Below are 11,833 nucleotides of genomic sequence, written 5' to 3' on the forward strand. Positions count from 1 at the left end.
TCAGCGACGACGGAACAGCGGCAGCGGTTCGTCAGTGGCGGCCTGGTAGGTCACCGAGAAGTCCTTGAGGCTTTCCAGCGCTTCGTACGGGTCTTTGTCGGCACGCAAGGCGTAGGCGTCAAACCCGCAGCGGCGCAGGTAGAACAACTGGTCGCGCAGGATGTCGCCAATCGCCCGCAGCTCGCCTTTGAAGCCGTAGCGGTCGCGCAGCAAACGGGCGTTGGAGTAGTTGCGGCCGTCGGTGAACGCCGGGAAATTGAGGGCGATGACCTGGAATTTATCCACGTCGTCACCGATTTCCTCGGCTTCTTCATCGGCGTCCAGCCACACGCCCAGGCCGCCATCACGGGCCAGGAGCATGCGCCCGTGTTCGCGCCACAGTTGCAACGGCACGATGTAGTCGTCGCAGTTGCTGATCTCATCGATGTTGAAATCCTTGGGCAGCAAGTGCCAGGTTTCGTCGATGACCTCGTTGTTCTTAATGATTCGCTGCATAGACGCGTTCCTTGAAGAGGTCGATGCCGATACGTTGATAGGTGTCGATGAAGCGCTCGTCTTCGGTACGTTGTTCCACGTACACATCGATCAGCTTCGAGATCACGTCCGGCATGGCGTCCTGGGCGAAGGACGGGCCGAGGATCTTGCCCAGACTGGCGTCGCGGCTGGCGCTGCCACCCAGGGACACCTGGTAGAACTCTTCACCTTTCTTGTCCACCCCGAGGATGCCGATGTGGCCGACGTGGTGGTGACCACAGGCGTTCATGCAGCCGGAGATGTTCAGGTCCAGTTCACCGATGTCGAACAGGTAGTCCAGGTCATCGAAGCGACGCTGGATCGATTCGGCAATCGGGATCGACTTGGCGTTTGCCAGGGAGCAGAAGTCACCCCCCGGGCAGCAGATGATGTCAGTCAGCAGGCCGATGTTCGGCGTGGCAAATCCTTGCTCGCGCAACTCGCCCCACAGGGTGAACAATTGGCTCTGCTCGACGTCGGCGAGAATGATGTTCTGCTCGTGGGAGGTGCGCAGTTGACCAAAGCTGAAGCGATCGGCCAGGTCGGCCACTGCGTCCAGCTGTTTGTCGGTCAGGTCGCCCGGGGCAACGCCGGTAGGCTTGAGCGACAGGGTCACGGCAACATAACCCGGCTTCTTGTGGGCCAGGGTGTTGCGGGTGCGCCAGCGAGCGAAGCCTGGGTGTTGCTGGTCGAGTTCGGCCAGTTCGGCGCTCTGGTTGTCCAGGGCCTTGTAGTCCGGGTCGACGAAATGCTTGGCGACACGCTGCACTTCGGCTTCGGTCAGGGTGGTCTGGCCACCGCGCAGGTGCTCCATTTCCGCGTCGACTTTCTGGGCGAAGACTTCCGGCGTCAGGGCCTTGACCAGGATCTTGATCCGCGCCTTGTACTTGTTGTCGCGACGGCCATAGCGGTTGTACACACGCAGGATGGCGTCGAGGTAGCTCAACAGGTCTTGCCACGGCAGGAATTCATTGATGAACGCACCCACCACTGGCGTACGCCCGAGGCCGCCGCCAACCAGCACGCGGAAACCCAGTTCGCCTGCGGCGTTGTGCACCGGCTCCAGGCCAATGTCATGGACTTCGATGGCGGCGCGGTCGGAAGTCGAACCGTTGATCGCGATCTTGAACTTGCGCGGCAGGTAGGCGAATTCCGGGTGGAAGGTGGTCCACTGGCGGACGATCTCGCACCACGGGCGCGGATCGATCAACTCGTCGGAGGCCACGCCGGCAAACTGGTCGGTGGTGACGTTGCGCAGGCAGTTGCCGCTGGTCTGGATGGCGTGCATCTGCACGGTGGCCAGCTCAGCCAGAATGTCTGGAATGTCTTCCAGTGCCGGCCAGTTGAACTGCACGTTCTGCCGGGTACTGATGTGGGCATAACCCTTGTCGTAGTCGCGAGCGATCTTGGCCATCATTCGCGTCTGCCGCGAAGTCAGTTGGCCATAAGGCACGGCAACCCGCAGCATCGGGGCGAAGCGCTGGATATAAAGGCCATTTTGCAGGCGCAGGGGGCGGAATTCTTCTTCGCTCAGCTCGCCTGCCAGATAGCGTCGGGTCTGATCACGGAACTGCTTGACGCGGTCCTCGATGATCCGCTGATCGTACTCGTCGTATACGTACATATAAGTCCTGTTCTCAGGCTTGGGCCCCTCGAAAATCGCGGCGTTTCTCGCTCGCTGAGTTCCGAAAATGCCTTGGCAATTCTGCGCGCACGGCCGCGCACTCCCCACGGAGCCGGGGCAAGATACCAGTTTGCGTTTATGCGCAAAAGTGATGTTTGAGTATATGGAAAGAACCAAATCGACTAATGAGACTGATTATTGTCTTACCCTTATTTGTCGTATGGGCAATCCTCGACTTAACTGTGATCGAGTCTTCATGCAATCACCGATAAAACCGACAAGAGGCGATGCAATGAGCAATCCGACCAAAGCAGGCAAAAGCGATAGCAGCGTCGATGCGTGGGCGATTCTGTTCCTGATCATCCTGGTAGTGGGCACTGCCGTGTACTGGGTCAGCCATCAGTAAACCCGCGTGGCCGGGCCCTGATCCGCTGATTGTCGGACGACACGTTAATTAACCGCAATGTGCCAGCCAGTGGCCGGCTATAATGCGCGGCTAATTTTCGGGGCTCGGTTGTTTAATGTTCAGGTTCGTGTGGGGGATTTTACTGACGCTTTGCGCGGTCTTCGGACCCGGCGCGCAAGCGGCGTCGGTGGTATTCCTCAATCCGGGAACTACCATGGAAGTGTTCTGGGTCAGCTACAGCCAATTCATGCAGGCGGCCGCTCGCGACCTGGGCATGGACCTGCAGGTCCGTTATTCCGAGCGCGTGGCGCAATCCACCATCGAGCAGGCACGCGAAGTGCTGCTGGGGCCCAACCGCCCGGATTACCTGGTGTTCGTCAACGAACAGTATGTCGCCCCAGAAATCCTGCGCCTGTCCCAGGGTAGCGGGGTCAAGCTGTTCATGGTCAACAATGCCCTGACCGCCGACCAACTGGCGTTGCTCGGTGACGCGCGGGAAAAATACCCCGACTGGCTCGGTAGCCTGGTGCCCAACGACGAGGAGGGCGGCTACCTGATGCTCAAGGAACTGATCCGCCAACATCCGCCCGTCGCCCCCGGCCAGAAGCTGGAGTTGCTGGCGTTTTCCGGGCTGAAGATCACCCCGTCCGCGCAGTTGCGCGAGAAAGGCATGCAACGTGCGCTGCGTGAGCATCCCGAGGTGCAATTGCGACAGATGGTCTATGGCGCCTGGAAGCGCGAGCGCGCCCATGAGCAGGCGGCACAACTGTTCAAGCGTTACCCTGGGGTATCGCTGGTCTGGGCCGCCAATGACGAGATGGCCTTCGGCGCCATGCAGGCTTACGAGGAGGTCGGTGGGCAACCGGGCAAGGGCGTCTTGTTCAGCGCGGTGAATACCTCGCCGGCGGCGTTGCAGGCGTTGCTGGACGGGCGCTTGAGCGTGTTGGTGGGCGGCCATTTCAGCCTCGGCGGCTGGGCCCTGGTGCAGTTGCATGACTATGACCAGGGCGTGGCCGTCGAACAGTACGGCGGGCGCGACCGGCAAATACCGCTGTTGCAACTGATCGACCGCAACCAGGCCCGGCGCATGCTGGCGCTGCGCGACAGCCAGGGCTACGGAGTGAATTTCCGCAGCCTGTCGGCCAAGGGCCGTCCAACCAGTTACCGCTATCCGTTCAGCCTGCAGACCCTGATGCGCTGAGCCGCTCGCTAGACCCCGGCCAGATGCACCACCAGCTTGACGATGGCAAACAGGGTCAGGGCAAACACCGCCGTGAATATGATCCCCAGCAGCACAAAATGACTCGGCTTGCCGTGGGTAAAGTCGCGGGCGCGGTTCTTCCCGCTTTGTACGCCAAAGGCCGCCGCCATCACGCTGTGGAGCATCTGCCAGAAGCTGGGGGGCTTGTTGTCGATTGGATCGTCCATAAATCCCTCGTCACCGGTGGGTGTCAGCCAAGCATAGTCAAACTTCCCGGGAGCGGGGTGGCCAGGTCGCTCCGGTAGAGGGTAGGGTGGCGTGGTCTATCAGGAGAAAGACCATGCAATTTAAAGGAACCACCGCAATTGTCACTGGCGCCGGCCGAGGCCTGGGCTGGTGCTATGCAGAGGAGCTGGCGCGGCGTGGCGCCAACGTGGTGATCAGTGATGTCGGGGCTGACAGTGTCGGCGCCGGCAGCGACGGCTCGATCGCCCTGGACGCTGCCCGGGCGCTTCAAGAGCAGGGTCTGAGTGTCATCGGCCACGCCGGCGACCTGGCCTCGCAACAGGGCTGCGAACACCTGGTGAACAGCGCCATCGAGGCCTTCGGTCAATTGGATATCCTGATCCATAACGCCGGCTGGGTCGGCTACCAGGCTATCGAGGACAGCGACCCTGGGTTCATCCAGCGGGCGTTGGAGATCAACGTCTACGCCCCCATCTGGCTGTGCAAGCACGCCTGGAAACACCTCAGGCAGTCAGCTGCACCGCGGGTGGTGCTGACCACCTCCGACCGCGCCATGTACCAGGTCTATGCCCAGTCGGGCCTGGCGGCCTACGCCGCAGGGAAAATGGCCCAGTTGGGCCTGATGAATGCCTTGAGCATGGAGGGCGCAGCCGACGGCATCCTGGTCAACGCCGTCTCACCGGTGGCCAAGACCCGGATGTGGGGTGTCACCCAAGAGCCTGACGAACTCAAGCCCCAATGGGTGGTGCCCGGGGTGATCTACCTGGCTTCGGCGCAGTGCCAGGACAGCGGCTATGTCTTGCGAGCCAGCAACGGCCAATTCACCGCCACCCGCTTCAATGAGAACCCGCACGTCAGCTATCCCCGCGACCTGGCCCGGGTCGAGGCTGAGAGTGCCGAAGAGGTAGCGCAGTTGTGGGGGCAGATCAGGGAAGGCTAAGGGTGTGCGCAACGTCAGGCGCCCGCCGTGGAGACGGGCACCCAATGCCCCGCCCTCGCGAGGGCGGAAGGGGCCTCAGAACTGTTCGGCGCTGAGGTCGAACAACGGCTGGCTGCCAGCACGAATCGCTTGCTCCAGGCCCAACACCCGTGGCAGCAGGCGCTGCATGTAGAACTTGGCGGTGGCCAGTTTTGCGCCGTAGAACCCGGGGTCGTCCTGCAGCTTGTGTTTCGCCACCTGGGCCATGCGTGCCCAGAGCCAGGCGTAGGCGACATAGCCGAACAGGTGCAGGTACTCCACCGAGGCCGCGCCGATTTCGTTGCGATTGTTCGCGGCCTGGTCTTCCAGCCAGTCGCTGAGGTCTTCCAGGCGTTGCACCGCCTCGATCAATTGCGTGCGGTAGGGCGCATCCGGTTGTTGGGCGAACTGGTGGATTTCCCCGGTGAACAGGCGCAACGTCACGCCGCCGTCAGCCAGCACCTTGCGCCCCAGCAGGTCCAGGGCCTGGATGCCATTGGTGCCTTCGTAGATCTGCGCGATGCGCACGTCTCGCACCAGTTGCTCCTGGCCCCACTCCCGGATGTAGCCATGGCCGCCGAACACTTGCTGGCCGTGGATGCAGCTTTCCAGGCCGGTGTCGGTGAAGAACGCCTTGGCCACTGGTGTCAGCAGGGCCACCAGGGCCTGGGCGCGGTCCTGCTCGGCAGGGTCGGGGGAGAACTTCGCCAGGTCCAGCTGTTGCCCGACGTAACTGGCGAACGCCCGGCCGCCCTCGGTCATGGCCTTGATGCTCAGCAGCATGCGCCGCACATCGGGGTGGACGATGATCGGATCGGCGACCTGCGCCGGAGCACTGGCCCCGTTGGCTGCCCGACCCTGCAGGCGGTCACGGGCGTAGGCCACGGCGTTCTGGTACGAGGCTGCGGCGCAGCCGATGCCCTGGATGCCGACGGACAGGCGCTCGTAGTTCATCATGGTGAACATCGCCGCCAACCCCTTGTTGGCTTCGCCCACCAGCCAGGCGCTGGCGCCGTCGAAGTTGATCACGCAGGTGGCCGAGGCCTTGATACCCATCTTGTGTTCGATCGAACCACAGCTCACCGCGTTGGCCGCGCCGAGGGAACCGTCCGGGTTGACCAGCACCTTGGGCACCACAAACAGCGAGAGACCCTTGGGACCGTGCGGCGCATCCGGCAGCTTGGCCAGGACCAGGTGGATGATATTTTCGGTCAGGTCCTGGTCGCCTCCGGTGATGAAGATCTTGCTGCCGCTGATCCGATAGCTGCCATCGGCCTGGGGTTCGGCGCGGCTGCGGACAATCCCCAGGTCGGTGCCGGCATGGGCTTCGGTCAGGCACATGGAGCCGGCCCAGCGGCCTTCATACATGGGCGGCAGGTAGAGGCGTTTGAGGGCGTCGCTGGCGTGGGCGTCCAGGGCCAGGCAGGCTCCGGAACTCAGGGCGCTGTACAGGGCGAAGCTTGAGTTGGCAGCGTAGAGCATTTCCTCGAACTGCACGGCGAGCATCTTGGGCATGCCCATGCCGCCGAAATCGGGATTGCCGGACAGGCCGACCCAGCCGCCTTCGATGTAGGTGGCATAGGCCTGCTGGAAACCCTCGGGAGTGCTGACCAGGCCCTCGTGCCACTGGGCACCCTGTTCGTCGCCACTGCGATTCAGTGGGGCGATCAGTTGGCCGGTGACTTTGGCGGCCTCCTCGAGAATTGCATCGGCGGTGGCGGCGTCGACCGTCTCGGCCAAAGCCGGCAGGCGCGCCCACAAGGCCTGGGCGTCGAACACTTCATGCAGGACAAAGCGCATGTCGCGCAACGGGGCGTTGAATTCGGGCATTACGTGAACCTCAATGGGACTGTGGGCACGGCGAGGTCTACACCCCGCCGCCGGACGGTTGGACCACACGCCTGGTTTACAGGGCCTGGGCCCGCTCGCGCAGGAGGTACTTCTGGATCTTGCCGGTGGAGGTCTTCGGCAGCAGGGTGAAGACCACGCTGCGCGGCACCTTGAAGCCGGCCAGGTGGTCGCGGCAGAAAGCGATGATGTCGGCCTCGCTGACGTCCTGGTGATCGGCCTTCAGGGTGATAAAGGCGCAGGGGGTTTCTCCCCACTTCTCATCGGGACGGGCGACCACCGCCGCTTCCAGCACGCCGGGGTGGCGATACAACACACCTTCGAGTTCGATGGTGGAAATGTTCTCGCCGCCGGAAATGATGATGTCCTTGAGCCGGTCCTTGATCTCGATGTAGCCGTCCGGATGACACACCGCCAGGTCGCCAGTGTGGAACCAGCCGCCCGCGAACGCCTCGGCGGTGGCGGTAGGGTTCTTCAGGTAGCCCTTCATCACGGTGTTGCCGCGCATGAAGACTTCGCCGATGGTCTGGCCGTCGCGCGGAGTGGGCGCCAGGGTCCGCGAGTCGCCGACCATCACGCCCTCCAGCGTCGGGTAACGCACCCCCTGGCGGGACTTGATCTGGGCCCGTTCATCCAGGGCCAGTTCGTCCCATTCGGCGTGCCAGGCGCACAGCGTCACCGGGCCATAGGTTTCGGTCAGGCCATAGACATGAGTGACCTTGATGCCCATTTCTTCCACGGCGCCAATCACCTTGGCCGGCGGTGCGGCACCCGCGACCATGGCGTTGACCGGGTGATCGATGGCCGCCTTCGCCGACTCTGGCATGTTGACCAACGCGTTGAGCACGATGGGCGCGCCGCACAGGTGCGTGACCTGGTGCTCGCGGATCAGGTTGAGGATGCGCTGCGGATCGACCCGGCGCAGGAACACATGCACACCGGCCAGTGCGGTGATGGTCCAGGGATAGCACCAACCGTTGCAATGGAACATCGGCAGGGTCCAGAGGTACACCGGGTGGTTGCCGATGGACCAGGTCATCTGGTTGCCCAGGGAGTTCAGGTAAGCCCCTCGATGGTGGTACACCACGCCCTTGGGATTGCCGGTGGTGCCGGAGGTGTAGTTCAGCGAAATGGCCTGCCATTCGTCCGCCGGCCACTGCCAGGCAAAGTCCGGGTCGCCTTCGGCTAGCAGCGCTTCATAGTCCAGCTCGCTGACAGCCTCGCCTTCGCCGTACTCCGGATCGTTGACATCGATCACCAGCGGCGGGTGATCGAGCATCCCCAGCGCCGCGTGGATCACCCCGTGGAATTCACGGTCGGTGATCAGTACACGGGCTTCGCCATGCTGGAGCATGAAGGCGATGGCTTCGGCATCCAGGCGCACGTTGAGCGGGTTGAGCACGGCGCCAATCATCGGCACGCCGAAATGCACTTCGAGCATCTCGGGAATGTTCGGCAGCATCACCGCCACCGTATCGCCCTGGCCTATTCCGCGCCCGGCCAGAGCCGAAGCCAGGCAGCGGCAACGATCGTAGGTCTGCTTCCAGGTACGGCGCAGCGAGCCGTGGATCACAGCGGGGTAGTGGGGGTAGATGCTGGCAGTGCGCTCGATGAAACTCAGGGGCGACAAGGCGATGTGATTGACCGGGACAGGGCTGAGCCCTTGTTCATAAATCGACATGACGGATTCTCGGTGGCTGATTGTTAGCTCTACGGACGACCCTGGGCGCGGTGGCCGGGATCGTCTCTTGGGTCCGGTAGACTTTATATAACATTCGTCGATCTATATGGAAGTTAAACCTAAGCACTATAGTATATGTACTATACTTGTTTCATCCAAAGCCATGGCCGGTATATGCTGGGCGCCCCGGATGAAGTAGACCTGCAATGACCCACGTTCCCGTTCGATTGCACAGCTGGTTGCGCCTGCAGCGCGAAGGCGTGCCCCTGGCAACGCGGGCCGACGCCTTGTGCCGTGCATTGCAGGACTGCCCCGAAGTGCGCCGGGCGTTTTATTTGCGCTGGCAACCGCAGGCGCGCCTTTATAGCCATGCCGGTGCTGCCCGGCATTTTCCGCCGGGGCAGGGCGATCCGGCGCTGGCCAGCGATCAGCGATTGCTCGATCAACTGCAGCAAGTGGGGCGCCTGGACCTGGCCCAGGTGCGCCAGCTCGATTGCTGGCTGGCCGGACGCCTGCGCCGGGCCGCCATTCGCCATGGCCAAGTGTTCGAGCTGGCTTTGCAGGCAGGGCAGCCGGGGCTGTTGCTGATTGAAGTGTGCGAGGGTGTCAGCCTCGATTGGCTGGGCTGGGTCCATGACCTGTTGACGACCCTGCTGCACAGCGCCAATGGCACGTTGCGCGCGTCACCGCTGTTGGGTCACGATCCGCAACCGAGCCTGCTGCTCGATGCCCAGGGCCGGACGCTGGAATGCAACGCCGCGCTGTTGGCCTTGCTCGGGGACAAGCCGCTGGCTGAGGTGCCGGGTTTGTTGCCAGTCAATCATCGCGAACTGGTGCGCGCTTGCCTGGAGCAGCAACGCGCCATCGACGGGGTCGAGGCCCAGTGCCAGGCACAGATCCTGATCTGGACTTTTATCCCCGACCCACAGGATGAGCGGGTGCTCGCCCGTTGTCGCGACGCCACCACCCAGGTGCTGGCCGCACGCGAAGCGGCCACGGCCCGTCGGCTTTATCGCTTGATCATCGAGAACACCACCGACCTGATATCCCGGCACACCCCGGACGGGCGCTTTCTCGACGCCTCGCCGGCGTCCTGGACCCTGTTGGGCTACTGGCCGGAGCAATTGCGTGGGCGCCTGGCCCGCAGCCTGTTCCATGAACATGACCTGCACAGCCTGGTGCAGCGGGCGCGGGATGCGCTGGAGCAAGACGGTTATCACACCATGACTTACCGCATCCGCCACTGTGACGGCCATTACCTGTGGTTCGAAACCGCGAGCCGGGCGATCCGTGAAACCTACACTGGGGCGGTGGTCGAGGTGGTCAGCGTGTCCCGGGACATCACCGCCCGGGTCCAGGCCGAGGAGAACAAGCGGCGCCTGGCCGAGGTGGTCGAGGTCAATACCGATCCGGTGTTGTTCATCGACCCGCAGGGCCAGGTGACCTACCTCAATCCGGCGGCCCGGCGCCTGCTCGGGATCGCCGACGGACAACCGTTGCCGGAGCTGGCCGCGCTGTTTGCCAGTGACGACCTGGCGCGATTGCAGCGTGACGGCTGGAGCAGCGCTGAGCGCGATGGCGTGTGGAGCGGCGACGCGCGCCTGCAACCCTTGGCTGGCGCCAGTTCGGTGCCAGTGTCGCTGGTGCTGCTGGCCCACCGTTCGGCCGGGGGCGAGCGTTACTACTCGCTGGTGGCGCGGGACATGACCGAACGGGAATTGCGCGAAGCCCAGCAGCGTCGCCATCAGGACGAACTGGCGCACACTGCGCGGGTGGTGACGCTGGGCGAACTGGCCTCCGGGATTGCCCACGAGATCAATCAACCGCTGGCGGCGGTGGTCAATTATGCCAATGCCAGCCAGCGCTATTTGCAGAGCCTGGAGAGCAATCCGCAGGCCGCGGAAAAAGTCGCCCAGGGCCTGCAACGCATCACCCATCACGCCACCCACGCCTCGCAGGTGATCAGCCGCCTGCGGGCATTCCTGCGCAAGGGTCAGCGGCGCATGCAGGCCCTGGATTTTGCCGAGGTGGCCCGCGGCGCCGTGCGTTTGTGCGCCTGGGAGGCGAGCAATTGGCAAGTGACAATCGAGGATCGCCTGCCGGATAATCTGCCGCCCGTGTATGCCGACCGGGTGTTGCTCGAACAGGTGTTGCTCAATCTGTTGCGCAATGCCATCGATGCCAACCGCGAGCGCCATCCCGGCCAGCCTTCGCTGATCCTGATGGCGGCGCAGCAGGGTAGTGCGGGCAACGTCGAGATCACGGTGCATGACCAGGGGCCGGGTGTCAGCGAGTCGCAACTGGCGCAGATGTTCACTCCGTTCTACACCAGCAAGGCCGACGGGCTGGGCCTCGGCCTGTCCATGAGTCGCAGCATCATCGAAGGTTTTGGTGGCGAGCTTGAGGCTCGGCGCCAGGCCGTCGGCTTGCTGATGAGCTGCCGCTTGCCGCTGGCCGGCCCAACCAGACAACCTCAGGAATAACGTAATGGCGGGTGCGACAGAACACGTGGTGTATGTGGTCGACGATGACCAGGGCATGCTCGACTCAACGGTCTGGCTGCTCGAATCGGTGGGGCTCAAGGCCTTGCCGTTTACCAGTGGGGTCGAGTTTCTCAATGCCTGCGATGCCAGCCTCGATGCCTGCGTCTTGCTTGATGTGCGCATGCCCGGCATGGGTGGCTTGAACGTGCAGGAGGAAATGCGCCAGCGCGAGCTGAACCTGCCGATCATTTTTGTCAGCGGCCACGCCGATGTGCCGATTGTGGTGCGCGCCTTCAAGGCCGGGGCCCATGACTTCATCGAAAAGCCCTACAACGAGCAGTTGCTGCTGGACAGTGTGCAACAGGCGCTGAGCAATGGCGCCGCTGGCCGCTCCGGCAACCAGGGGCACCAGGCCTTGCAGGCGCGCCTGCAGACGTTGACCCCACGGGAGCGCGATGTGTTGTTGCCTTTGGTACAGGGTTACACCACCCGAGAGATTGCCGAGCAATTGGGGGTGAGTGCCAAGACTGTCGACTTGTATCGTTCGCGGGTGATGAAGCGGATGTTGGCGCAGACTTTGCCGGATTTGGTGGGGATGGCTATTGCTGCGGGGTTGGTTGATCCGCTGCGGTTGCGGTGATTTTTTTTGGGGGGGAGGGTGGGTGTATCCGTTGCTGCGGTAACGGCTACTTAGGGTTTCGCCCTTACGGCGAGGCACTTTTGTCAAACGACACAAAAGTACCCAAAAAGTCTTGCCCCAGCGTTCGGCCCCTCGCCAAGGCTCGGGGTCCCTTCGCTACGGTATCCATCAGGGGGCATCGCCTACGGTTTGCTTCGCTGCACCTCCTCTCGATGCATGCGGCTTCGCCGCAC

At 63.1% G+C, this 11,833-nt stretch carries 9 protein-coding genes; 4 read left to right on the forward strand and 5 right to left on the reverse strand.

Annotation, left to right across the window (positions count from 1 at the left end; translation table 11 throughout):
- Entirely contained in the window at positions 1-495 is a 495-nt protein-coding gene (locus ACIOVD_RS26775) for a DUF934 domain-containing protein (protein ID WP_095171782.1), read from the reverse strand.
- Positions 479-2,137, reverse strand: coding sequence for a nitrite/sulfite reductase (locus ACIOVD_RS26780; protein WP_095171784.1), 1,659 nt, complete (start codon positions 2,135-2,137; stop codon positions 479-481). Before ACIOVD_RS26780 ends, ACIOVD_RS26775 begins: the two co-directional genes overlap by 17 nt.
- 521 nt (positions 2,138-2,658) lie before the next feature.
- Here ACIOVD_RS26780 and ACIOVD_RS26785 point away from each other — a divergent pair.
- Positions 2,659-3,744 (forward strand): ABC transporter substrate-binding protein, encoded by a 1,086-nt coding sequence (locus tag ACIOVD_RS26785; protein WP_320332572.1) that lies wholly within the window; start codon positions 2,659-2,661, stop codon positions 3,742-3,744.
- A gap of 8 nt (positions 3,745-3,752) precedes the next feature.
- Here ACIOVD_RS26785 and ACIOVD_RS26790 read toward each other — a convergent pair whose 3' ends face one another.
- Positions 3,753-3,971 carry a DUF2970 domain-containing protein gene (locus ACIOVD_RS26790; protein ID WP_095171787.1) on the reverse strand — a complete coding sequence of 73 codons (219 nt, stop codon included), beginning with the start codon at positions 3,969-3,971 and terminating at the stop codon, positions 3,753-3,755.
- A gap of 113 nt (positions 3,972-4,084) precedes the next feature.
- Here ACIOVD_RS26790 and ACIOVD_RS26795 point away from each other — a divergent pair, with 113 nt between their 5' ends.
- Positions 4,085-4,930 (forward strand): SDR family NAD(P)-dependent oxidoreductase, encoded by an 846-nt coding sequence (locus ACIOVD_RS26795; RefSeq protein WP_401131160.1) that lies wholly within the window; start codon positions 4,085-4,087, stop codon positions 4,928-4,930.
- Between the two features lie 75 nt (positions 4,931-5,005).
- On the opposite strand, the gene ACIOVD_RS26800 is transcribed toward ACIOVD_RS26795, so the two are convergent.
- Positions 5,006-6,778 (reverse strand): acyl-CoA dehydrogenase C-terminal domain-containing protein, encoded by a 1,773-nt coding sequence (locus tag ACIOVD_RS26800; RefSeq protein WP_401131162.1) that lies wholly within the window; start codon positions 6,776-6,778, stop codon positions 5,006-5,008.
- A gap of 76 nt (positions 6,779-6,854) precedes the next feature.
- A complete protein-coding gene (locus tag ACIOVD_RS26805; protein WP_095171790.1) occupies positions 6,855-8,477 on the reverse strand; it encodes an acyl-CoA synthetase in 1,623 nt (540 codons plus the stop codon).
- Positions 8,478-8,683: 206 nt separating this feature from the next.
- Between ACIOVD_RS26805 and ACIOVD_RS26810 the strand changes: the two genes are divergently transcribed.
- Both ACIOVD_RS26810 and ACIOVD_RS26815 read left to right on the forward strand, forming a co-directional pair.
- A complete protein-coding gene (locus ACIOVD_RS26810; RefSeq protein WP_401131164.1) occupies positions 8,684-10,960 on the forward strand; it encodes a PAS domain S-box protein in 2,277 nt (758 codons plus the stop codon).
- 4 nt (positions 10,961-10,964) lie between these two features.
- A complete protein-coding gene (locus ACIOVD_RS26815; protein ID WP_159996831.1) occupies positions 10,965-11,600 on the forward strand; it encodes a response regulator transcription factor in 636 nt (211 codons plus the stop codon).
- The last annotated feature ends 233 nt before the right edge of the window (positions 11,601-11,833 follow it).

The organism is Pseudomonas sp. NPDC087626 (genome assembly GCF_044743405.1).
Classification (GTDB): Bacteria; Pseudomonadota; Gammaproteobacteria; order Pseudomonadales; family Pseudomonadaceae; genus Aquipseudomonas.